We start from the raw sequence: 22143 nt of genomic DNA, 5'->3' as shown, positions 1-22143 counted from the left end.
CGTGCGAATCAGTCTTCGCTGGTGTCGGGCAGGTAGGCACCGTCTTCGTCGTGAACTTCCTGACCGGTCACAGGCGGGTTGAAGGCGCAAATTAAGCGCATATCTTCAGTGCCACCGCGCAGGGTGTGCTGGTCGTGCTGGTCGAGTGCGTACAAGGTGCCGTCGGTGATCTCGTGGGTTTCACCGGTGGCTTTATCCGTAATGGTGCCGTTACCGGCTACGCAGTAAACCGCTTCCAGGTGATGCTTGTACCACAGGTTCAATTCGGCACCGGCGGGGATGATGGTTTCGTGAAAAGAGAAACCCATGCCATCTTTTTTCAGAAGCATGCGGCGGCTGGTCCAGCCCGGGCCGGTTACTTCGCGCTCGGTACCAATAATGTCTTGCACTCGTACGATTTTCATTCACATTCCTCATTGTGTGATGGAATAGCCTTACAGTATAAACATGCCCGTCAGCCGCGATTCAACCGCCAGTTGTCATAAGCGGCCATGGCCTGAGCAATCGCTTGCGCCAGATTTTGCCGCTGTGACTGGCTGAACGGACGTTGTTTTCGGCATCGGTCGAGTGCGCGCTGAATCTCGCGTCGGCTGGTTTTATCGAGTTGCTCCAGCCAATGTTGATCGGCCGGCTCCAATGTTAGTAAGTCGCGCCCGGCGTGGTTGCGGTGGCTGATGTGCCACCAGTGATCGACGGCCCGGCCGAGAATGACGTAACCAAACTGGCTGTCCTGAACCGGGCCGAAGGTGGCGGATTGCAGTCCGTTCTTCAGAGGGCCGATATTGAGGGCAGGCAGCACCAAACGATCGCCGTAGAAATAACTACCCGCTGCGCCGATCAGGCCACCTACGAGCGCCCCGGTGCCCAATGACGAGCCAAAGGTGACCGCGTCGATCCCGGCACCACCCATGGCCCCGGCCCCGAATCCGGCGGTTGCCAGATACTTCTTGCTGACCGCCCAATGTTGGCGGGTGTCTTCGGAAAATAAATCGTGCTGGTTGGCCCATTCCAGTTCCGCTTCCTGGCGGGTAATGCGCTGGTGCTGGTACAGGTGCTCGATATCGATCCGCAGGGTTTGCTCACGCCGGCGTTGGCGCTTGTACCAGCGCTCGCGCAATGTGTCTGCGAGCGTGGCTTCGCTGGTGCTGGCCACCTGGTCCAGAGTCAGTGTGCGTTTTTCCTGATAGCCCATCAGATCTTCCAGAGCCCGGGCGATCATGTTGGCGGCCTGATGCTGGCGCTGGCGGCGCTGCTCGGCGAGCAGTTGGGTGGCTTCCTCCAGTGGCTGTTCCCAGTCGGATTCCAATTGGCCAAACGTCCGTAACAGGCTTAAATGTTGCTCGAACGGGGCGCGAACAGCGTCGAATTTGCGTACAACTTGAAAGAACTGTCCAAGCGCCGCCTGCCACACATCGCTGTAATCATCGTCACCGATGCTGTTGATCAACGCCAAGCTCGGCCGGCCGGTCCAGCGCAGGATGGTCATTTCGGCCTCGTGTTCGGCACTGTAAGGCACCGAGCCATCGACCACGTAAATAATGCCGGCGCCTTCGATGATGGGCGTTAGCAATTCGCATTCGTCTACGTAGCGCTCGTCGCCTTTATGCTGAAGTACAAAGGCACGGACGGTGTCCGGGTGGTCCGATGCCGATAAGCTGTGGGCTTGCAGCCATTGCAATACCCGCCTCGGGCGCTGAAAGCCGGGGGTATCGGTCAGCGTATAAAGCTGCCGGCCATCCACCGTGAGCGGGTAGCGCTGGCTCGCCCGGGTAGTGCCGGGTTCCAGTGCAATGGCGATGGCATCGTTCTGGGACAGGGTCGCGACAACGCTGGATTTGCCTTTGTTCGGATGGCCGACTACCGCGAAAACAGGAGGCTGGGTCATAACGCTGAGGCTCCCGGGGCCTGGTAGAGGGTGTCGGGCGACGCGGGCAACCGGGCAACGCTGGCAAAGCCTTCAGGCAACCTTTCGGTAAAGCGCAACCATGGCTGAATTAGGCTGTGTTTCGGAGGCTGGTTGGCGTCGTTTGCCAGCGGCAAGATCATCACCCGCGTGCCGGCAGACCATTGCTCGTGCGCCTGTTCGAGGAAGTCGTGCAACTCCCCGGTCGGTGGCTCCCAGCTGCGGGTAATCAGGATCACTGCCGGTGACGTTTCTTGGGAAAGAGCCTTAGCCAAGGTTGCCAATACGTGATCGTCTTCGGCCAGAGAGGCGCGCCCACCGGCTTTCAGGATCTGACTGTCCTGCAGGGTTAGTTGTTGCGGCAACTCTGGCTCGCCGGCGCCGGCCCAACAAACCAGATACCGGGTGTCGCACAGCTCGTTGGTGCAGGCTTGAGTGCGGACATCCGGCAGATCGCTGGCATCGTTGTGCTGGTTGCCGGTGTCGAGTGTCGGGGTTTCCATTCGGTACAACAGCGCTTGCATGCCCGGGTGGTCGTGCAGCAGTTGTCGTGCTTTACGAGCGGTAAACCAGTGACTGAACCCCAATAACAGCAATCGGGGAAGCATCACCCAGGTGACCCAGAGCATGACCACAAACGGCCACCAGTTACCCCACTGCTCAGGCGCTACGGCCTGGCGGATGGGCGCAGCCCGGAAGAAACGGGTTGCTTCAACAAGCTCGAGAGACGGCACGGCCGCCGGCCATAGCATCGACCAGGGTGCGGCGATGGTTTGAATTAAGCGGTGGTAGCTACCGGCGGCGGTATCGAGCGTGGTACTCCAGCCAAATGCCAAATCCTGAATGACCAGTAAAACCAACAACGTGAGCAAACCAGTCAAGGCAAAGGCCACACCACCAGTGTGCCCGGCGCGCGCCATCAGTGTTGGTTGCAGAGGCGCCAGTGCGCTTTCCGGTGCTTGCAGATCGAGGCGTTTAACAAGCCAGCGCCAGGGTTGCCAACCCATCAGCGATTGGGCGGTGGTGGCCAGTGCCAGAAGTAGCTGTAAAACAACGAAAGCCAGAAACACGGTGATGTTGATGCGTTGGCCGCCGTCGTAGAAAAGCAGACCCGCCATTGTGAGCGCGCCGAATACGGCACCAGCGGCGGCAAAACCGTGGTTGATGCGCTGCCACTGTTGCTGCACTTTGCGCCCGGTTTGCTGTTCGCTACCCGGGCCACTGAGTCGCCGCATGTGATCGAGCCAACGTTCGGGCGTCGGGCTGATTCCCTGTTGTTCACAATCGAGCGCAAAGCGGCGGTCCCGGCGGTGAAGAAACGCCGGGGACTGGTCCCTGTCCCGCTGGAAGCGGCTGTCTACGTCCAGCAACAGACGGAGAGTGTTCTGGCTCATGCAGCGTCCTGATAAATTCGATCGGATTTGCTTTCCTGCTAGGATATAGCCAACGACGCTAACGAAGCCAGCCGGAAACCCTATGCCCCATCACTTGATGAACCTTCGCAACGTACCGGACGATGAAGCCGATGACATCCGCGCGCTGTTCGAAGAGCACGAGGTCCGTTACTACGAAACACCCCCAAGCCGATGGGGCATCAGTATGGGCGGTTTCTGGGTGCACGATGACGACGAAGCAGTTCGGGCAAGAGCGTTACTGGACGACTACCAGGCCCGGCGCCTTGCCCGGCAGCGCCAGGAGTACGATGCTCGCTGTGAACGGGGTGAAACTGGCCTCTGGTATCAGTTCCGCTCCCGGCCAGTCACTTTTCTTGCTGCCATCATCGCAATTGCAGCCATCTTGAGTTTGACGTTGTTACCCTACATCCGTTTGTAGCCACTATGGCGAGCCCCATGAAACAGATCTTCCCAGATAAAAACAAAACCGGGTTGACCCGTGAGCTGATCGACGCAATGGCGCCCATGTTTGAGCAAGCCAGTGCCGGAGCCATTGCCATTGATGTGGACAGCCGGATTACCTGGATAAACCAGTGTTATTCCGACTTGCTGCAGTTACCGTCGCCCGCCTCAGTCATCGGCAAGGAAATTGGGCGGGTGATTCCCCATACCCGAATGCCGGAAGTGGTGGCGACCGGAAAACCCATGCTGCTCGACATCATGGAGCACAATGAACAGCAATTGGTGGTATCGCGCTTACCGTTTTATGACGACAACGGTGAAGTGGTTGGCGCGGTGGCGTTCGTGCTTTACGACGATGTCCAGCCGCTGACCCCGCTGGTTTCCAAGTTTAGGCGCCTGCACCAGGATTTGGCCGCGGCCCGGAAAGCACTGGCGAAAAAGACCCGGGGCACTCGCTACAGTCTGACCGATTTTGTGGGTGCCAGCCCCCAGGCGTTGGAAGTAAAGCGTAGAGCCCGGTTAGCCTCTGGCCGGGAGGTGCCGGTGCTGCTGCTGGGTGAAACCGGCACCGGTAAAGAGGTGTTGGCGCAGGCCATTCATTCCGCCTCGGAACGGGCGGAAAAACCGTTCGTCGGGGTTAATCTGGCGGCGGTGCCCGAAAATCTGCTGGAGGCAGAATTCTTCGGGGTTGCCCCCGGAGCCTATACCGGCGCGGACAAGCGCACACGAGACGGCAAGTTCCAGTTGGCCAACGGCGGCACGCTGTTTCTCGACGAAGTCGGTGACATGCCCCTGCCGTTGCAAGCGAAGTTGCTGCGGGTCTTGCAGGAGGGCGAAATCGAGCCTTTGGGATCGAACAAGCTCATTCCGGTGGATGTTCGTGTCATTGCAGCCACCAGTCGCAATCTTGACGAGATGATGGCTGAAGGCAGCTTCCGTTCCGATTTGTATTACCGCTTGAACGTGCTGGAGATCTGGATACCTCCCTTACGTGAGCGGTTGGTGGATCTGGGTATTTTGTCAGAGGTACTACTGGGGGAGATCTGCGAGAGCCAGGGATTGCGCGGCGAAATCACCGATGCGGGTATCGCGGCGCTGAGCGCCTATCACTGGCCCGGTAATATCCGGGAGCTTCGGAATGTGCTTGAGCGCGCCCTGACCATGAGCGAAGAAGGTGAGCTTCTGGATACTGATGCTATTCTGAAAGTATTGCCAGGGGGTGATGCCGAGACGGCGCCCAGAACACCGTTTCGGCCAGTGCGGCCGTTGGCTCGGGTTGTTGCAGTAGCAGAGGCTCAGGCCATTGAGGAAGCGTTGGCGGCCTGCCGGGGGAATCGCACCCGGGCGGCCAAGCTGCTGGGCATCTCGCGCTCTGTCCTGTACGAGAAAATGGCGAAGCTGTCCGGAAACTAGGACGCCTGTCTGTTTTTCCGGACGCTCGACTAAGACTTTCAGTTATTTTTGTCCGGATTTTCGGACGACAGCGGATTCGCTCCAATAGTTTAGGTTTTTGTTTCTCAGCATTATCAGTAACTTAACTTGTTTGGCACAAGCGTTGCTGAAGTGGGTGTGTAGTACGTCAGAACAACGCTCGAATAAAGACTGACGCAATACTGTTGGACCACATCACCGCGCCAGTTGGATTTCCAGCGTTGTCTGATTCTATAAAAGCCTACCGGCGGAACGACCGGGTGGCGGATGACAACAACAAGAAGGATCCAATACATGTCGATCAAGCAGAAGCTCTCTCGTCTTACCTATGGCATCACCGCCGCGGCAGTGATCAGTGGCGGCCTCGCCAGTAGTGATGTGCTTGCAGCCGAGAAAGTACGCTGGCAAGTACCTCTGGCCTTCCCCTCGCATCTGATTGGCCTGACCACGCCGGTGAAGCACCTGAGTGAAAACCTCAAAGCGATTTCCGGTGGCGACATTCAGCTGCGTTACTACGAGCCCGGGGAGCTGGTTCCACCGTTTGAAATTATGGATGCCGTGGGCAGTGGCAAGTACCCGGCCGGTTATACCTGGGTTGGCTACGATCAAGGCACTATTCCCGCCTTGCCGCTTTATTCCGGTGCCCCTTTCAACATGGAGCCGCCAGCCTATCTGGCCTGGTATTACGAAGGTGACGGCCGTGAACTGCTGGAAGAAATCTACGCCGAGCGCAACATTCACCCCATGCTGTGTTCCATCATCGGTCCTGAAGGTGCGGGTTGGTTCGCGGAGCCCATCAAAGGCGTGGAAGATTACGACGGCCTGAAAATCCGCTTTGCCGGCATCGGCGGTAAGGTTCTGGAGAAGCTTGGCGCTTCGGTGACCATGGTTCCCGGCGGCGAAATCTATCAGGCGCTGGAACGTAAAACCATTGACGCGACCGAGTTCTCCCAGCCTGCGATCGACAAAATGCTGGGTCTTGACCAGATCATCAAGAACTACATCATGCCCGGCTGGCACCAGACACTGACCACGTCGCACCTGTTGGTGAACAAAGACACCTGGGAAGATCTGGAGCCGGAATCGCGCGCGTTGATCGAAATGGGTTGTGAGGCCGCTACGCTGAAGGGCTTTGCCCAAAGTGAATGGGCACAGCCTACCGCCCTGCGTGACTATGAAAAGGAAGGTGTAACCGCGCAAACCCTGCCAGAGCCAGTGCTGCGTGAACTGCAAAAGGTCACCAACGAAGTGCTGGACGAAATCGCGGCCAAAGACCCGATGTTCAAGCGGGTTCTGACCAGCCAGCGCAACTTCATGGAGCACCACTCCATCTGGCACTCCAAGGGCTACCTGCCCCGGACTTTCTACCAGTACGACTGATCACTGGATGATGATCATGACAGGCAGCACATGTGCGCTGCCTGTCGCTCTCTCCTGCATCCGAAAGAATCGAGGTGAACGTGACTGATTCCAAGACACCGGTGGGAAGCCCGACCCTGTCCCACGATAAAGGTGTACTGCCTGATAACGCCCTGTCCTCGCGGCTCGACTGCTTGGTCGTTGCCGTGGGTCGCCTGAGTTCCTGGTTATGGATAGGTGTGCTTCTGGTGGTGCTGACCAATGTGTTCTCGCGCTATGTACTGGAGCAGGGATCGATCGCTCTGGAAGAGCTGTCCTGGCACCTGTTCGGGATCGCCACCATGCTCACGCTGGGCTACGCCGTGGTTCGGGACGACCATGTTCGGGTCGATGTGTTGAAAGAAAAGTTCCCGCTCAAGGCCCAAGCCTGGATAGAACTGCTGGGAATCGTTTTTCTGGCCCTGCCAATCATCTACCTGATGATCGATGCCCTGGTGCCCTACGCCTGGAAAGCCTGGATCTATCAGGAACGATCGCAGGCACCCAGCGGCCTGCCGTACCGGTTTATCTTCAAGAGCATGCTGCCTCTGGGCCTGGCCTTGGTCATGGTGGCGTTATTCTCCAGAGGGACCCGGTGTACCACTCTGCTGTTTGGTTTTCCGAGAGCCATAGCGCCCACTGACGATGATCGCCGTTCCACCGGCCATCCTAATCCTTGAGAACGAGACAAACGCTATGGGTGTAGAAGCAATTCTAGTTATCGCCATGTTTGCCAGCTTCATGTTGTTGCTGTTGCTGGGTTTCCCGGTGGCCTGGTCGCTGGCCGGTATCGGTCTGGTGTTCGGCATTGTCGGGCACGTGATGGTGGAGTATTTCGACTCCCCGATCTGGTTTACCTGGCAAGGCACCATTGGTGTGCTGGACGCCAGAATCTACGGCATTGTCGCCAACGAGCTGATGGTGGCCCTGCCGATGTTTATCTTCATGGGCATCATGCTGGACCGCTCCGGCATTGCCGAGAAACTGATGCACAGTCTGGTGCGGGTGCTCGGCCCCTTGCGCGGTGGTTATGCCGTCACGGTGGTTATTGTTGGTGTGCTGCTGGCAGCATCCACCGGCATCGTCGGTGCATCGGTGGTGCTGCTGGGTATGTTGTCGCTGGGGCCAATGATGCAGGCCAAGTACAACAAGTCGCTGGCGGTCGGTACCGCTTGTTCGGTAGGCACTCTCGGTATTCTGGTGCCGCCCAGCATCATGCTGGTGTTGATGGCCGACCGGTTGGGTACCTCCGATGCCTCGGTGGGCAAGCTGTTCATGGGCGCACTCATCCCAGGCGTGATGCTGGGCGCCATGTACATCCTGTACATCTTGATCGCCTCCTTCATTAAGAAAGATCTGGCGCCTGCGCCGGAGAATCGTGAGCCGCTCGACGCCAAGGCCATTCTTGGTGTGGTTCAGGCGGTCTTGCCACCAATGGTGCTGATCATCGCGGTGCTGGGGTCCATTTTCTTTGGCATTGCCACCACCACCGAGGCGTCAGCCGTGGGCGCCGGGGGCGCATTGCTGATGGCATTTGTCAGCAAGCGCCTGGACATGGCAACCCTGAAAGAGTCGTTGTATCAAACCAGCCGAACCTCGGCGTTTATCTTTGGCATCTTCATTGGTGCCACCGTGTTTGCGTCGGTACTGCGCGGTTTGGGCGGTGATGAAGTTATTGAGGGAGCCATTACCGGCCTGCCCTTTGGCACGACGGGTGTGTTGTTGACGGTGCTGCTGATCACCTTCCTGCTGGGCTTCTTCCTGGATTGGGTCGAGATTACTTTGATCGTGCTGCCGCTGGTAGCGCCGGTGCTGTTCAAGATGGGCGTAGAGCCAGTTTGGTTTGCGATCATGTTTGCCATCTGTCTGCAGACTTCGTTCCTGACTCCGCCAGTCGGCTTCTCTTTGTTTTACATCAAGGGCGTGTGCCCGCCGGAAGTCACCACCCGGGATATCTATCTGGGCGTCTTGCCCTTCATCGCATTGCAAATACTGGCGTTGGCGCTGGTGTTCTGGTTTGAACCGTTGGCGACCTGGCTGCCCAATGAAGTCTACGGCGGCTCTTGAATCCGTTTGCAGAGTTAATAACCGACTATAACGAAACAACAATAAGGGGACTGTGATGAAACGTCTTCAACAGCAAACTGCATTAGTAACCGGGGCTGGCCGTGGTATTGGCCGGGCCATTGCGGAACATTTCGCTCGCGAGGGTGCCTGCGTGGCCGTCGCGGATCTTACTCTGGACAGCGTGGCCGACACCGTCGCCGCCATTGAGCAGGCCGGCGGCACGGCGATGGCGTTGGCCATGGATGTGACCGACGAACAAGCCGTCAGCCAAGGGGTTACGGCGATTGTGGATAAGTGGGGCCGGCTGGACATTGCCCTCGCCAATGCCGGTATCCAGCACATTGACCCGGTGCATAAACTGGCCTATGCCGACTGGAGTAAGGTGATGCATGTGCATCTGGATGGCGCGTTTCTGGTGACCCGAGCCGCTCTGAAGCAGATGTATGAGCAAAACCGTGGCACTATGCTATACATGGGTTCGGTGCATTCGTTGGAAGCGTCACCTCTGAAGGCACCCTACGTTGCTGCCAAGCATGGCATGCTCGGATTGTGTCGCGCGGTGGCGAAAGAAGGTGCGGAATTTGGGGTGCGCAGCAACATCATTTGCCCCGGCTTTGTGCGCACCCCGTTGGTGGATAAACAGATTCCCGAACAAGCCAAAGAATTGGGAATCTCGGAACAAGACGTCATCAGTAAGGTTATGTTGAAGAACACCGTGGATGGCGAATTTACAACCGTGGAGGATGTCTCGGAACTGGCAGTCCATCTGGCGGCCTTCCCCTCCAACGCCCTGACCGGGCAATCTATGGTGGTCAGCCACGGTTGGCACATGCAGTAAGAATCTGGAGACACGAATGAGCACAGCAGAACAATCAACGGTGGTATGGGCTCCGACAGAAACCACCTTGGCCAATTCCCGAATGGGCCAGTTTAAAAGCTGGCTTGAACTTGAAGGTTACGGCCCCTTCGCGGATTACCACGCGCTGCACCAGTGGTCGATCGACGAACTTGAAACCTTCTGGCAGAAAGTCTGGGACTACTGCGGGTTGATCTGCGATACCCCGGCAACTGAGGTATTGGGTAGCCGGAGCATGCCCGGGGCGGAATGGTTCCCGGGCATGAAACTGAACTTTGCCGCCAATTTGCTGCGTTGGGCAGACAATGACCATGCAGACAAAGAGGCGGTGGTCGCCTACTGCGAAACCCGACCGGTGCTGCGTAAAAGCTACCGCGAACTGAAAGCCGATGCCGGTGCGCTGGAAGCGTTTCTGCGCAGTAAAGGCATTGAAAAAGGAGATCGGGTTGCCGGAGTTGTCACCAATGGCTACGAAGCCTTGGTGGGTATGCTGGCCGCCACCAGCATGGGGGCGATCTGGAGCTCCGCGTCACCGGATTTCGGCATTGGCGCCATTAACGACCGCTTCGGTCAAATTGAACCCGCCGCGCTGATCGTTGTGAACGGATATGGTTATGGCGGCAAAACCTTTGCTCGCCAGCAGGATTTCGCCGAGCTTATTGGTGGCCTGCCTTCACTGAAAGCGGTGGTCAGCGTTCAGCAATTACCGGACGAAGCGCCGGTAGCCGGCGACCGGGTAACTACCTGGGAGCAGGCCCTTGAAGCCGGTGCCGGGCAGGCACCTTCGTACACCCCGGTAGACCCGGATCACCCCGTGTACATCCTGTATTCCTCTGGCACCACCGGAAAACCCAAGTGCATCGTGCACGGCACCGCTGGCTTGCTGATCAACCACGCCAAAGAACTGATGCTGCATGGCGACGTTGGCCCGGACGATCGCTTCCTGTACTTCACCACCTGTGGCTGGATGATGTGGAACTGGCAAGCCTCGGCCCTGATGACCGGTGCTGCTGTGATCACCGTAGACGGCTCACCCGGCTACCCCAGCCTCGACTTCCTCTGGGAAACCGTGGCTAAAGAGCGCGTTACCCACTACGGCACCAGCGCCCGTTTCATCGCCGGTTGCCGAAAAGCCGGGCTGGAACCCGCAAAAACCCACGACCAAAGTGCCTTGCGCGTGGTCTTCTCCACCGGCTCGCCCTTGCTGCCGGAAGACTACGACTGGATCTACAGCCACGGCGCACCTAACGTACTGTTGGGTTCCATCGCCGGCGGCACCGACATCTGCGGCTGCTTCGTGGGCGCAACACCGCTGCTGCCGGTGCGCCGAGGCGAAATCCAGTGCCGTTTCCTAGGCGTCGATGCTGTCGCCTACAACGACGACGGAGAACCGGTCAGCGACGGCCGCGGTGAACTCGTCTGCCGCCAACCACTGCCGTCCATGCCCGTCAGCTTCTGGCAAGACCCGGACAACGAACGCTACCAGGACGCCTACTTCAACACCTTCCCCGGCGTATGGGCTCACGGCGACTTCATCGAATTCACTGAACACGGCGGTGCCATCATCTACGGCCGCTCCGACGCCACCCTCAACCCCGGCGGCGTAAGAATCGGCACCGCCGAAATCTACCGCCAGGTTGAAACCGTCGCCGAAGTCAAAGACAGCCTGGTGGTTGGCCGCCAGATCGAAGGCGACGTAGAAGTCGTCCTGTTCGTAGTGCCAGCCGCCGGCCAAAGCGTCACCGACGAGTTGATGAAAACCCTGAAAACCAAAATCCGCGAAGGCGCCAGCCCAAGACACGTACCCAAACACATCGTGGAAGTGCCCGACATCCCCTACACCCGAAGCGGCAAAAAAGTAGAACTCGCGGTGGCCCGTTTGATCAACGGTTCAAAGAAAGCCGATAACCGGGATGCGTTGGCCAACCCCGAGGCGTTGGATCAGATCCGGGAACGGCTGGTGCAATCCGGCCTGTTGCCGGAATGATCGCCAAGCGAAGGATGGTTTAGTGAGCGTTGAGCTACGAATATAAAGCAGAAAGGATTCGGGGGCGCGCGCGGAATACAACCCGGAGTTTGATCAGCGGTGTGGGGTAAGGCTGCCCAAAACTGTGCGGAGCCAAGGATGGCGGAGCCCAAGCGTCACATGGATGTGCCGAAGGAGCGTGTTTTGGGCAGCCTTACCCCACACTGCGTCCACTCCAAATCCCTGAAATGTTAGAAAGTTTCGTAAATTCCCGCCGTTTCATCATGTTGTAGTGAAAGATCAGGCATTGTTCGTACGTTCTTATACTAAGATCGTAATCCAACAGCCGCAAAAAATGCTATCTTAGTAGGTCTATCAAAAGTTCCGAATCAGTCATTGCCCCGGCCAGACGTTCACAAGACGACCGGCCTCGCCATGACCGTCCTGAACCCACCCTTTAGCCAGAGGACGAAAATGACCAAATCCAAGTCCAAGATCATCTACACCCTGACCGACGAAGCCCCCGCGCTAGCCACCCGGTCACTGCTCCCCATACTGGAAACCTTCGCCAAGCCGGCAGGCATTGAATTCGAAACCAGCGACATCTCCCTGGCGGCCCGTATCCTGGCAGGCTTCCCCGACTACCTGGAAGAAAACCAGCGGGTCACCGATGACCTGGCCGAACTGGGTGAATACACCAAAGACCCTGATGCCAACATCATCAAACTGCCGAACATCTCAGCCTCCATTCCGCAGTTGCGTGCAGCCATCAAAGAGCTGAACGAAAAAGGCTACAACGTCCCTGAGTACAAAGAGCACCCGGAGACCGACGAAGAAAAAGACATCCACGCCCGTTACTCCAAAGTACTGGGCAGCGCCGTAAACCCGGTTCTGCGTGAAGGTAACTCTGACCGTCGCGCCCCGGCCGCGGTTAAAGCTTTCGCTCGCAAATACCCGCACACCATGGGCGAGTGGAGCCCGGCGTCACGCACTCACGTCGCGCACATGCGCGAGGGCGATTTCTACTCCAGCGAGCAGTCCGTCACGATGGACAAGGCGACCAACGCCCGCATCGTGTTCGAGAACAAAAAAGGTGAGCAGACCGTACTGAAAGCTGACCTGCCGCTGCAGGAAGGCGAAGTGGTTGACGGCATGTTCATGAGCAAGAAAGCGCTCTGCAAATTCTTCGAAGACGCGATCGAAGACTGCGAAAAGACTGGCGTGATGTTCTCCCTGCACGTCAAAGCGACCATGATGAAAATCTCCCACCCGATCGTATTCGGTCACGCGGTGAAGATTTACTACAAAGAGTTGTTTGATAAGTATGGCGACCTGTTTAAAGAAATCGGTGTGAACCCGAACAACGGTCTGTCTTCCGTACTCGACAAGATCAAGCAGCTGCCAGAGTCCAAGCAGGAAGAAATCCAGGAAGCCCTGCACAAGACCTACGAGCACCGCCCGGAAATCGCCATGGTCGATTCGGTAAAAGGCATCACCAACCTGCACGTGCCCAGTGACGTGATCGTTGATGCTTCCATGCCGGCCATGATCCGTAACTCCGGTAAAATGTGGGCCCGTGATGGCAAGCTCAAGGACACCAAGGCGGTTATGCCGGAGTCCACCTACGCCACCATCTATCAGGAAACCATCAACTTCTGTAAAACCCACGGCGCGTTTGATCCCACCACTATGGGTACCGTACCGAACGTTGGCTTGATGGCGCAGAAAGCGGAAGAGTACGGCTCCCACGACAAGACCTTCGAAATTGAAGAAGACGGTATCGTTCGCATCGTTACCGAAGACGGCACCTTACTGACCGAACACAACGTGGAAGAAGGCGATATCTGGCGTGCCTGCCAGACCAAAGACCTGCCGATTCGCGATTGGGTCAAGCTGGCCGTTAACCGCGCCCGCGCCACCGGTATGCCTGCCGTATTCTGGCTGGACGACGAGCGTGCCCATGACGCGGAACTGATCAAGAAGGTCAACACCTACCTGAAAGATCACGACACCGAAGGTCTGCACATTCGTATCGAATCGCCTGTGCGCGCCATTCGCTGGACCATGGAGCGCTTGATTCGTGGTCTGGACACCATTTCTGTCACTGGTAACGTGCTGCGGGACTACCTGACCGACCTGTTCCCGATCCTGGAACTGGGCACCAGTGCCAAGATGCTGTCCATCGTACCCTTGCTGAACGGCGGTGGTCTGTACGAGACCGGTGCAGGCGGTTCTGCACCCAAGCACGTACAGCAGTTGGTTCAGGAAAACCACCTGCGCTGGGATTCACTGGGTGAATTCCTGGCGACAGCTGTGTCTCTGGATGAGTTGGGTCAAAAGCACGACAACGCCCGTGCCCGTCTGCTGGGTCAGACTATGGACAAAGCAACCGAGCGCCTGCTGGAGAACAACCAGTCTCCGTCCCGCGTGACCGGCGAGCTGGACAACCGTGGTTCCCACTTCCATCTGGCCCGTTACTGGGCAGAGGAATTGTCCAAGCAGGACGACGACAAGGAGCTGAAAGAGTTCTTTGCCAAGTTGTCTGAGCAGCTGGAAGCCAACAAGGACAAGATTCTGGAAGAAATGACAGTCGTACAGGGTCATCCGGCCGACATCGGCGGATACTACTACGCACCGGCTGAAAAAGTGTCTGAAGTGATGCGCCCAAGCGCCACCTTCAACAAGATCCTTGAGGAAGCCGCTGCTTCCGTGAACTAAGGTTCGAACACAGGCCGGGGGTAAAACCCCGGCCTGTTTTTTTTAGTCTTGCTGTAAATTTGCGAAACCCGCACCGGTCAGCTTGGCCAAATCGGCCGGAGCCAATTCGATTTCCAATCCCCGCTTACCCGCACTGACGAAAATGGTGTCGTACTGCTCGGCAGTGGCATCAATGAACGTCTGCAAACGTTTTTTCTGCCCCAGCGGACTCACTCCGCCCAGCACATAACCGGTGCTCCGCTGCACCAGTTGCTTATCGGCCATACCGGCTTTTTTTGCTTTTGCGGCTTTCGCGATCAGCTTCAGGCTGAGCTTGCTGGTGACCGGTACCAGCCCAACCGCCAGCTCTTTGTTGTCCAGCGCCACCACCAGCGTTTTAAACACCCGGTTCGGGTCTACGCCCATTTTGTCGGCGGCCTCGTTGCCATAGCTTTCGGCCGACGGATCGTGTTCGTATTCGTGTACGGTGTAGCTTATTTTCGCTTTTTTAGCGGCGAGAATTCCGGGAGTCATGGGCCATCCTGTTGCCTGAACGGTTTGCCGGAATTAAAACACGGACGGTGGCCGAGTTCACCCCCGCTCGAACACCGGCCAGCGCTCGGTGATTTTGCCTTTGCTCGCGTCAAAAACGGCCAGGTCGCCGAATTCCAGTAACACGGCCTCGCTTTGATGGGGGCGCAGGAATACCCGATCACCCACCTCAAGCGGAACCTCGTCGGCGAGGTTCAGCATTTCCTGATTGGTCGAACGGCCATAAATGCCGTTGGTCACCAACCCCGGCGGGGAAACCGGGCTGGCCTTCCAGTAACCGCCGTAGATAAATGCGGTGCGGGCGTGATTGGGGTTCCAAAGTGTTTGCAGTCGGCCCAAGCCCGGGACACCGGGAATGCGTGTGCGCTCCAGAAGTTTCAGGACCGGGGTTGCAATGAATGCGGCGGGTTGATGGCCGGCCAGTGTTGCGACATCGAAATCGGTAGGCATAACCAGCGCAGAACCCGCTGCCAGTTCGTTTGCGGGGACTTGCCCAGCCCTTCCCTGGTAAAGCGGAAACGTCGTGGAGCCACCCGTGTTCAGCGTCAGATTGGAAATACTACGGCCCAAGGTGTGTTCTGCGGTGTCCACAAACTGCTGATAACGGGCCATGGCCTGCTCGAGCAACCATTCTGTGGGGCCGGGCGCTTTCAGCACGTGGGGTTCGTAACCCATAAAACCGCTGAAACTCAGCCACGGGGACTGCTCAATGGTGGTCAGCACTCCGGCCAAGGATTTCTGATCGCTGAAACCACCGCGGTGAAGGCCGATATCGATCTCGAGATTAACCCGCAGCGGTTGGTTCAGCTGTGCTGCCAGTTGCTGGTATTCAGCCAGTCGGGCCTCGGAATCGATCAACCACTGCAGTTGCATGGCCGGGTTAAACTGACTGGAAGAGGTTGCAAATTGTTGGTAGAAACGGGCCGCACAGGCCACCGGAAGTGGCTTGCCTACCAACAGATCAGAGTCAGGCAAGGCATCCGCCACCTGATTCAGGCTTGGTTGGTGAAACAGCATCAGTTTACGGGTGCCGGTTCCGGCCATCACGTATCTGAGCAATGGCAACGAAGGCAAAGACTTGGCAACGATCCGGTAGCCGAAATCGCCGCTAATGCGGCGTTTCAGCGCCGCAATGTTGTGACCGAGGCGCTGGCGGTCAATCACCAGCGTTGGCGTTGCCAGCCCGTTTTCGCGCAGGGCTTTCTGCAGCGACAGAAAATAGCCGGAATGCCCGGCAGTGTTTGCTTCGGGCTTCAGCAGACCGACGGTGCCCAGGCTGCCCAGTGCGGCAGCGGTCAGCAACAGTTTTCGGCGCTGTTTTCGAAACGCTTCGCTGTGTGCCATGGCGATTTAGCCCGTGTGCGTTTTTTGACGGAACAGACGGGTCAAATACGGATTCAGGAAACGGCCGTTCGGATCCAGTGCCTCCCGCACTTCGCAGAACGCCTGCCACTGGGGGTAGAGGTCTTCGAAATCAGCCCCGGTGAGCGTGTTCAGCTTGCCCCAGTGTGGTCGGCCGCCATGGCGCTTCAGAATCGGTTCCACGGCTTCGAATAACGGTGCGTGGTCTTCTTCAAAGAACCGGTGAACCGCAACCGAAACCGAGTCGCGCTGATAGAAGGGGCTAAGCCAGGCATCGTCTGCCTTTACGAACCTTACCTCGATGGGGAAAAACACCTCGGGGAACTGACTTTCGATGGTATCAATCACCTCTCGAAGCGCGGCTTGCCAGTTGTCTGTTGGCAGGTGATATTCCATTTCATTAAAGCGCACATTCCTGGCGCTGGTGTAGTTCTGCCAGGATGATGCCACCTTTACCTCGGTGCTGAGGGTGCGCATGTAGCCGCCGAGTATGAGCCGGCGCAGACGGGGCGACCACGACAGGTAATCGCGGGCTTGCTGGAGATCCCGGGCACCGTCGTTCTGATCGATGGCCTCGGTTTCAGATACCGGCTCATCGGTGATGTCGTGAGTGCTGGTGAAGCCCATGCCCGAGAACGGAATGTAGAAGAATTCGTAGTTTCGGTGTGCTTTGGCGCGCGCGTCGGCGTTATCGAGTATGTCATCGAGCGGCAGCCATTCCGTGGTTTTCTTCAGCCGGTAGGGGCGCCGGTTTTGCAGCGTGACATCGGTTACGAAGCCCAAACTGCCCAGCCCCACTCGTGCCGCCTGGAAAATGTCGGGGTTCTGGTCCCGGCTGCATTCCAGTACATCCCCTTGCGCGGTGACCAGCGTCAGGCCTTCTATATAGCCCGACAAACTCATCAGTTCCGCTCCGGTGCCATGGGTTGCCGTTGCTAGTAAGCCGCCCAGAGATTGTTGGTCAATGTCCGGCATGTTAAACAGCGCCTGATTGATGTTCTCGAGAGGTTGGCTAAGCTGGCCAAGCAGTGTGCCGGTGGCGATGCGGGCACGGCACTGATCATCGTCGTGATCCAGGATGCCATTCAATCGGGCCAGTGACACCAGTACATCGTTGGTCGGCACCAGCGGTGAAAACGAGTGCCCTGAGCCGACGGGACGAATGGCGCGACCTCGATAAGCGGAGCCGCTCAGAATGTCCAGCAACTCGTTGACCGACCGCGGTGCCAGCCGGTGGCTTGGGTTGGAACTCTGTGAGCCGGACCAGTTGCGCCAGGTCATCGGGCCGGCGGTGGTGGGTTGCTGCCCGGAGGACGTTTGGGCATGGCCTATCCTGGGCCATCCAACCTGGCTGGCGATGGCGCTGCCCACCAGCAAATTCAAAAAATGCCGTCGCTGCATGGTGAGTTCCTAAATCTGCGCGGGTTTTGCCATGAAGGTGATCAGCGCCTGAAACTCGGCGGCGTTGCAGTCCATGCACAGGCCATAAGGGGGCATGCCGCCTATTCCCGAGATAACATTGTTCTGCAGTGTGTCCATGCCTTTTTCCATGCGGGGTTGCCATGCGGTTTGGTCACCTGTCAGTGGCGCATCGGAGGTGCCGTTGCCATGACAAGCCATGCACGAGCGCTGATAGATTTCCGCAGTTTCAGGGTTGTCGGGTGTCGCTGAGCGGGCGTACTCGATAATCTCTTTTGAAGGGCGGGACGTATTGGAACAGGCGGTTAGCAGAGTCAAAGCCAGCGCCGCTAGAATGGTGCCCGAAAAAGAGAGCCGTGGGTGGTGGATTCGCATCATGCTGTTTAAACGTAATTGAGTGTCACGTTTATTTTTGACTAACTCGACATTAAATGCAAGTCAGGCTCGACTCTGCATTCTCGAGTGACTATTTTTGAAGATAGGGTAAGAGTGTCAGACAAGGTGCTTCCATGAATCAGGGTACACCAAAGGACAGCGGTTCAGAGCCGCTGGAGTTGGGCCGTAGCCCGCTGGGCCGTGCGTTATGGGCCGCCGCGGTGTATTTCGTGGTGGGTCTGGCCTGGATCGAGTTTTCGGATCAATTGGCAGAGGCCTGGTTTCCGGATGCCCGTTCGCTGTCCGAGGCTCAAACCTGGAAAGGCTTTCTGTTTGTCGGGTTGACGGGCCTCACCTTGTTCATTGTGGTGTACCGCCAACTGAATAAAGATCGGCTGCTGCTTCTGATGCAGGTGCGCCAACGCAAGCTCATGCGCCAGCACGAGCGGCAGTTGACGATATTACTGAACAATCTACCCGGCATGGCTTTCCGCTTCAGAAACGACTATCCAGGCAGTTTTATCTTTATCTCCGATGGCTGTGAAGAGCTGACCGGTTATAGTGCGGAAGAGCTGATGAATAAAGGCTCTCTGAGCGAAGCAGGCCTGATTGACGAAGAATGTCGTCTGGCCGTTGCGCGAGAGGCGGTTGATTCGATTCGCCAGCAAGGATTCTTTTCAAGTGAATTTCCGCTCACCCGCAAAGATGGCCGGCAGATTTGGGTTTGGGCCAGAGGGTCGGGGCTGACCGAGGACGATGGTTCTGAGTTTTTCGAAGGCATTGTGCTGGATGTTTCCAAACGGAAGGCATTGGAGCAGGAATTGGAGGAGCTGGCCACGAAAGACTCACTCACGGGGTTGCTGAATCGTCGGGAGTTAAGTCGCGTTCTGGCCGAAGAGCTCGAGCGTGCGCACCGTTATCATCGGTCATTAGCGGTGCTGTGGATCGATTTCGACCATTTCAAAAAGGTAAATGACAGTTTTGGCCATGCCGCCGGTGATCAGGTGCTATCCACTGCCGGCTGGGTGCTGGGTAGCAGCGTTCGGGCGGTCGATTCCGTAGGGCGCTTCGGCGGTGAGGAGTTTGTGGTGGTGTTGCCGGAGATGGGCCAACCCGAAGCCTTGGAAACAGCGGAGCGTTTACGCCAGGCCGTCCGCCACAAGCCGGTTATCCTGCCGTCTGGCGAATGTGTGTCGGTCACGGCGAGTATTGGTGTCGCGGTGTACCCGGTACACGGCAGCAATGCTGACGAATTGTCCGCAGAGGCCGATAAGGCGATGTATCGGGCCAAAATGCAGGGCCGTGACTGCGTGGCCATAGCGCAGCCAGCACAGCCCATTCATAATGAAGCGACATAAGATCGTACTTCAGGGGTAATGGCTCCCGGAGGAAGCGAAACCCGACACTCTGATAACAAAAAGGCGCTTGTTATGCATTCACTCGCCCGCCGTGCTTTGCACACCTGCAAAGTTCCTCATGACCTTTCTTCCATCACCTTTCGCGACAGCGCAAGCGAGCACCCGGAGCGTGTCCATCTGTCTCAAGGTGCGGTGGAGTCTATCTGGCAGAGTGTTGAGGCGCTGTATCGCACCGGCGTTCATCCCGGTATACAGCTCTCGCTAAGGTATCGCGGTGAACAGGTGTTGCACCGGTCCATCGGTCACGTTCACGGCAACGGCCCGAATGATGGCTCGAATGCACCGAAAATTCCGATGAGCACGGAAACCCCGATTTGCTACTTCTCGGCGTCCAAGGCCGTGACCGCGTTGCTGATGCACATGTTGGCGGAGCAAGGTCTGGTCAATCTTATGGACCCCGTGTCGTACTACTGCCCCGAGTTTGCGAAGAACGGCAAGCGCACCATCACCGTGCATCAGATTTTGTCGCACCGGGGTGGCATTCCCGCCATTGCGAAAGATACCCCCATCGATGTGCTGTGGGACCGGGACGAAGTGTGGCGTTTGTTGTGTGAGGCCAAACCGGTGGAAGTAGATGGTGCCAAGGTGGCCTATCATGCGATTACCGGCGGTTTTGTGCTTCAGCGGGTGCTGGAGAAAGTCACCGGCGACACCATCGAGAATTATCTGGACAAATATTTGCGTAAGCCCATGGGCATGAAATGGTTCACCTATGGCGTGGCTCAGGACCATTTGCATGAACTGGCGTCGAATTACGCCACCGGCCCGACACCGCGTTTCCCGGTGTCTTGGGTGGTAAACCGAGCCTTGGGTGGTGATATCAAAACCGTTGAACAGGTCACCAACGACCCGCGTTTTCAGGAAGCGGTCATTCCGGCGGGCAACCTGTGTGGTACAGCCGAAGAAATGAACCGCTTTTTCCAGATGATGCTGGACGGCGGTATGTGGCAAGGCAAACGTATTTGCAGCGAGCTGACGATTCGTCGGGCGATCCAGCAATTCGGTTCCATGCAGCTCGACCGAACCATGTTGGTGCCCATGCGATTCAGTGCGGGCATGATGCTGGGGGGGAACCCGGTTGGCCTTTGGGGCCCGCAGAGCCGCCACGCGTTTGGCCATATCGGCCTGATCAACAAAATGTGCTGGGCCGACTCCGCCAGAGATATTTCGGTCAGCCTGCTGAACACCGGCTTCCCGATTGTGGGTCACCACATCCCAGCGCTCGCCCGGTTCGTCTATACTGTCACCAAGCAGTTTCCGATACTGCCGGAGCAAGAAAGGCGGCTGACACCCGCTTAAAATGAAAGCTTGTTCAATTTATTGTTTTTTGTCTGACAGTTTGGCAGGATGGCAATCAGGTTTAGGATTGCCAATGATCTCAATGGATGAGGTGCCACTGTATGAACCGATCAAATATACCGATGCCCGATGCTTCTCGCGTCGAACTGGGGCAGTACGACAGCGTCCGCTCGCACGTGCGCCAGCAAGTGAGCGATGAGGTCCGCAAGCTCGAGCGTCGGATCGAAGCCCTGAGGCTGACGCAAGCCCCGCACGCCGAGATTATCATTACAGCCTATGAACGGATGATCGAGCGCAAGCGTGGCTTTTTGCAAAACTGGGATATGTAGTGCCTATTGGCGGTCAGCTGTAGGCACTGTACTCCAAACGATTTTTGCCTGATCTTCGCTCTGGTTGGCACAGTAGTCGGGGTTGGCAACGGTTGGCACATCTTCCGGGTTTTCATAATCATCCGGATTTTCTCCCTGGTCATTTATTCTGGCCGGCTCGTCGTCCGAGGTGTAGATTTGCACCTGACTTCCCGCGTAATTTAACTCGACTCGTTGGCAGTCTGGATTTTCATTGTCCAGCAAAACCCCGTGGCGACGGAAATTGATGACCGGCTGCGGGCTGTTTTTAATGAACAGCGTGTCCTTCTCCTCTTCACCGATGAATTCCTGACGAAACTCAATGCCACCGTGATTGCGACTGACGAAATCGGCCGTGGCCAGTTCCGGTTGGTTGTAACCGGTCGCGCTAAAATCCGGTGCGCCAAATCTCGCTCCGGCAAGCAGGCTAAGCAATTCCGGCTGTTGATCTTGCTGAGCAGCATCGACAGGGCGAGCGATGTATTGGATGGTGCGATAGACCTTTTCATCCAGGCTGCTTTCATTTGCTGTCTTGGGAACATAGCGCCAGTCGAGTGTCTGGTAGCGCCACTCGCGCTCGTTGAGGGCCAGCTGAGCATTGGTGGCCGCCTGATCGGTGAAACGGATGCTGGCACCGGCACTGCGTGAGTTATAGGTGCCCGCGGCGCTTTCACCGATGCGGTCGCTGATATACTGGCGCCCTTCGTCGAAGTTGCGGACATTGCCCACACTGATGATCTGGTTCATCAAATCCAGAGGGTTTCTGACTTTGGTGTAGCTGATGCCATCCTCGGCGGGGGTGGCTCTGATGAAGATATCGATATGGCGCCGAATATCGTTGGCGGTTTGGCGATTCTGCTCAGTGTCATCGGCTCCGGTGGGCTCTATACCCGAATAGTAATCGCTGAAAAGCGTGTACGTGAGAGTTTCCGGTGCCTGAGGTGTATTGGCCAGATCAAAGGTTGAAAAGGTGAGATCGACATTGCTGGCAGGGTTCAGTGCAGACGAGCCCGAGCTGTCTGACCCGCAGCCCGAAAGCGTGATGACAGCCAAGGAAAGCGCGGCATAGAGCAAGGCAGATCTCATTTCAGGCGACCTCAGGGTGCGAAAACCAGTGCGAACAGCTAAAGTGATGACTGCTGACAATAAACCATAAAGCAGACAGCTGCCCGCTCGGAGATCACATTTTGCAGCAAC

The 22143-nt window shown here is 57.2% G+C and carries 19 protein-coding genes; 11 read left to right on the top strand and 8 right to left on the bottom strand.

Features of this window, described 5'->3' with window-relative positions; translation table 11 throughout:
* Positions 1-8: 8 nt before the first annotated feature.
* Genes JAO79_RS02025 through JAO79_RS02015 form a run of 3 tightly spaced genes read right to left on the bottom strand, consistent with a single transcriptional unit; the run spans position 9 to position 3297 of the window.
* Positions 9-404, bottom strand: coding sequence for an ectoine synthase (locus JAO79_RS02025; protein ID WP_114335060.1), 396 nt, complete (start codon positions 402-404; stop codon positions 9-11).
* A 50-nt stretch (positions 405-454) separates the two neighbouring features.
* Positions 455-1885 (bottom strand): GTPase/DUF3482 domain-containing protein, encoded by a 1431-nt coding sequence (locus JAO79_RS02020; protein ID WP_199005493.1) that lies wholly within the window; start codon positions 1883-1885, stop codon positions 455-457.
* The gene (locus tag JAO79_RS02015; protein WP_199005492.1) at positions 1882-3297 is read right to left on the bottom strand and encodes a DUF2868 domain-containing protein; all 1416 of its coding nucleotides are present in this window, start codon (positions 3295-3297) and stop codon (positions 1882-1884) included. Before JAO79_RS02015 ends, JAO79_RS02020 begins: the two co-directional genes overlap by 4 nt.
* An 82-nt stretch (positions 3298-3379) precedes the next feature.
* Between JAO79_RS02015 and JAO79_RS02010 the strand changes: the two genes are divergently transcribed.
* The 8 genes from JAO79_RS02010 (at position 3380) to JAO79_RS01975 (ending at position 14195) form a co-directional block, all read left to right on the top strand.
* A complete protein-coding gene (locus JAO79_RS02010) occupies positions 3380-3736 on the top strand; it encodes a DUF6164 family protein (protein ID WP_199005491.1) in 357 nt (118 codons plus the stop codon).
* A gap of 17 nt (positions 3737-3753) precedes the next feature.
* Positions 3754-5172 (top strand): sigma-54 interaction domain-containing protein, encoded by a 1419-nt coding sequence (locus JAO79_RS02005; RefSeq protein ID WP_199005490.1) that lies wholly within the window; start codon positions 3754-3756, stop codon positions 5170-5172.
* A gap of 312 nt (positions 5173-5484) precedes the next feature.
* Positions 5485-6570 (top strand): TRAP transporter substrate-binding protein, encoded by a 1086-nt coding sequence (locus tag JAO79_RS02000; protein WP_199005489.1) that lies wholly within the window; start codon positions 5485-5487, stop codon positions 6568-6570.
* An 80-nt stretch (positions 6571-6650) separates the two neighbouring features.
* Positions 6651-7268, top strand: coding sequence for a TRAP transporter small permease subunit (locus tag JAO79_RS01995; RefSeq protein ID WP_199005488.1), 618 nt, complete (start codon positions 6651-6653; stop codon positions 7266-7268).
* A gap of 16 nt (positions 7269-7284) precedes the next feature.
* Positions 7285-8655 carry a TRAP transporter large permease gene (locus tag JAO79_RS01990; protein ID WP_199005487.1) on the top strand — a complete coding sequence of 457 codons (1371 nt, stop codon included), beginning with the start codon at positions 7285-7287 and terminating at the stop codon, positions 8653-8655.
* 55 nt (positions 8656-8710) lie between these two features.
* Positions 8711-9493 carry a 3-hydroxybutyrate dehydrogenase gene (locus tag JAO79_RS01985; protein WP_199005486.1) on the top strand — a complete coding sequence of 261 codons (783 nt, stop codon included), beginning with the start codon at positions 8711-8713 and terminating at the stop codon, positions 9491-9493.
* Positions 9494-9509: 16 nt separating this feature from the next.
* Complete coding sequence (locus JAO79_RS01980; RefSeq protein ID WP_199005485.1) at positions 9510-11498, top strand: acetoacetate--CoA ligase; 1989 nt, start codon at positions 9510-9512, stop codon at positions 11496-11498.
* A gap of 453 nt (positions 11499-11951) precedes the next feature.
* Positions 11952-14195 (top strand): NADP-dependent isocitrate dehydrogenase, encoded by a 2244-nt coding sequence (locus tag JAO79_RS01975; RefSeq protein WP_199005484.1) that lies wholly within the window; start codon positions 11952-11954, stop codon positions 14193-14195.
* A gap of 42 nt (positions 14196-14237) precedes the next feature.
* Here the strand turns inward: JAO79_RS01975 and ybaK are convergent, their stop codons facing one another.
* The 4 genes from ybaK to JAO79_RS01955 are packed head-to-tail and all read right to left on the bottom strand — an operon-like array spanning position 14238 to position 17885.
* Positions 14238-14708, bottom strand: a complete 471-nt coding sequence (gene ybaK, locus JAO79_RS01970) for a Cys-tRNA(Pro) deacylase (protein ID WP_199005483.1) — start codon at positions 14706-14708, stop codon at positions 14238-14240.
* A 57-nt stretch (positions 14709-14765) separates the two neighbouring features.
* Positions 14766-16070: a DSD1 family PLP-dependent enzyme gene (locus JAO79_RS01965; protein ID WP_199005482.1), complete on the bottom strand. Its 1305-nt coding sequence runs from the start codon at positions 16068-16070 to the stop codon at positions 14766-14768.
* 6 nt (positions 16071-16076) lie between these two features.
* Complete coding sequence (locus JAO79_RS01960) at positions 16077-17489, bottom strand: D-arabinono-1,4-lactone oxidase (RefSeq protein WP_199005481.1); 1413 nt, start codon at positions 17487-17489, stop codon at positions 16077-16079.
* 9 nt (positions 17490-17498) lie between these two features.
* Complete coding sequence (locus JAO79_RS01955; protein ID WP_227664293.1) at positions 17499-17885, bottom strand: c-type cytochrome; 387 nt, start codon at positions 17883-17885, stop codon at positions 17499-17501.
* Between the two features lie 131 nt (positions 17886-18016).
* Here JAO79_RS01955 and JAO79_RS01950 point away from each other — a divergent pair, with 131 nt between their 5' ends.
* From JAO79_RS01950 to JAO79_RS01940, 3 genes are all read left to right on the top strand, one after another.
* Positions 18017-19240 carry a sensor domain-containing diguanylate cyclase gene (locus tag JAO79_RS01950; RefSeq protein WP_199005480.1) on the top strand — a complete coding sequence of 408 codons (1224 nt, stop codon included), beginning with the start codon at positions 18017-18019 and terminating at the stop codon, positions 19238-19240.
* 72 nt (positions 19241-19312) lie between these two features.
* Positions 19313-20599, top strand: coding sequence for a serine hydrolase domain-containing protein (locus JAO79_RS01945; protein WP_199005479.1), 1287 nt, complete (start codon positions 19313-19315; stop codon positions 20597-20599).
* Between the two features lie 101 nt (positions 20600-20700).
* Positions 20701-20928, top strand: coding sequence for a hypothetical protein (locus JAO79_RS01940; RefSeq protein WP_199005478.1), 228 nt, complete (start codon positions 20701-20703; stop codon positions 20926-20928).
* A gap of 3 nt (positions 20929-20931) precedes the next feature.
* Here JAO79_RS01940 and JAO79_RS01935 read toward each other — a convergent pair whose 3' ends face one another.
* Positions 20932-22032 (bottom strand): hypothetical protein, encoded by a 1101-nt coding sequence (locus JAO79_RS01935; protein WP_199005477.1) that lies wholly within the window; start codon positions 22030-22032, stop codon positions 20932-20934.
* Between the last annotated feature and the right edge of the window lie 111 nt (positions 22033-22143).

Source organism: Marinobacter litoralis, from assembly GCF_016427555.1.
GTDB classification, from domain to species: Bacteria; Pseudomonadota; Gammaproteobacteria; order Pseudomonadales; family Oleiphilaceae; genus Marinobacter; species Marinobacter litoralis_A.
Note: the sequence above shows the minus strand (reverse complement) of the source record. Positions and strands in the feature narration are given on the sequence as shown.

Bases quoted from the DNA above. Each gene is read 5' to 3' on its own strand.
- JAO79_RS02025 (WP_114335060.1), bottom strand. From the start codon at position 404: ATGAAAATCGTACGAGTGCAAGACATTATTGGTACCGAGCGCGAAGTA.
- JAO79_RS02020 (WP_199005493.1), bottom strand. From the start codon at position 1,885: ATGACCCAGCCTCCTGTTTTCGCGGTAGTCGGCCATCCGAACAAAGGC.
- JAO79_RS02015 (WP_199005492.1), bottom strand. From the start codon at position 3,297: ATGAGCCAGAACACTCTCCGTCTGTTGCTGGACGTAGACAGCCGCTTC.
- JAO79_RS02010 (WP_199005491.1), top strand. From the start codon at position 3,380: ATGCCCCATCACTTGATGAACCTTCGCAACGTACCGGACGATGAAGCC.
- JAO79_RS02005 (WP_199005490.1), top strand. From the start codon at position 3,754: ATGAAACAGATCTTCCCAGATAAAAACAAAACCGGGTTGACCCGTGAG.
- JAO79_RS02000 (WP_199005489.1), top strand. From the start codon at position 5,485: ATGTCGATCAAGCAGAAGCTCTCTCGTCTTACCTATGGCATCACCGCC.
- JAO79_RS01990 (WP_199005487.1), top strand. From the start codon at position 7,285: ATGGGTGTAGAAGCAATTCTAGTTATCGCCATGTTTGCCAGCTTCATG.
- JAO79_RS01985 (WP_199005486.1), top strand. From the start codon at position 8,711: ATGAAACGTCTTCAACAGCAAACTGCATTAGTAACCGGGGCTGGCCGT.
- JAO79_RS01980 (WP_199005485.1), top strand. From the start codon at position 9,510: ATGAGCACAGCAGAACAATCAACGGTGGTATGGGCTCCGACAGAAACC.
- JAO79_RS01975 (WP_199005484.1), top strand. From the start codon at position 11,952: ATGACCAAATCCAAGTCCAAGATCATCTACACCCTGACCGACGAAGCC.
- ybaK (WP_199005483.1), bottom strand. From the start codon at position 14,708: ATGACTCCCGGAATTCTCGCCGCTAAAAAAGCGAAAATAAGCTACACC.
- JAO79_RS01965 (WP_199005482.1), bottom strand. From the start codon at position 16,070: ATGGCACACAGCGAAGCGTTTCGAAAACAGCGCCGAAAACTGTTGCTG.
- JAO79_RS01960 (WP_199005481.1), bottom strand. From the start codon at position 17,489: ATGCAGCGACGGCATTTTTTGAATTTGCTGGTGGGCAGCGCCATCGCC.
- JAO79_RS01955 (WP_227664293.1), bottom strand. From the start codon at position 17,885: ATGATGCGAATCCACCACCCACGGCTCTCTTTTTCGGGCACCATTCTA.
- JAO79_RS01950 (WP_199005480.1), top strand. From the start codon at position 18,017: ATGAATCAGGGTACACCAAAGGACAGCGGTTCAGAGCCGCTGGAGTTG.
- JAO79_RS01945 (WP_199005479.1), top strand. From the start codon at position 19,313: ATGCATTCACTCGCCCGCCGTGCTTTGCACACCTGCAAAGTTCCTCAT.
- JAO79_RS01940 (WP_199005478.1), top strand. From the start codon at position 20,701: ATGAACCGATCAAATATACCGATGCCCGATGCTTCTCGCGTCGAACTG.
- JAO79_RS01935 (WP_199005477.1), bottom strand. From the start codon at position 22,032: ATGAGATCTGCCTTGCTCTATGCCGCGCTTTCCTTGGCTGTCATCACG.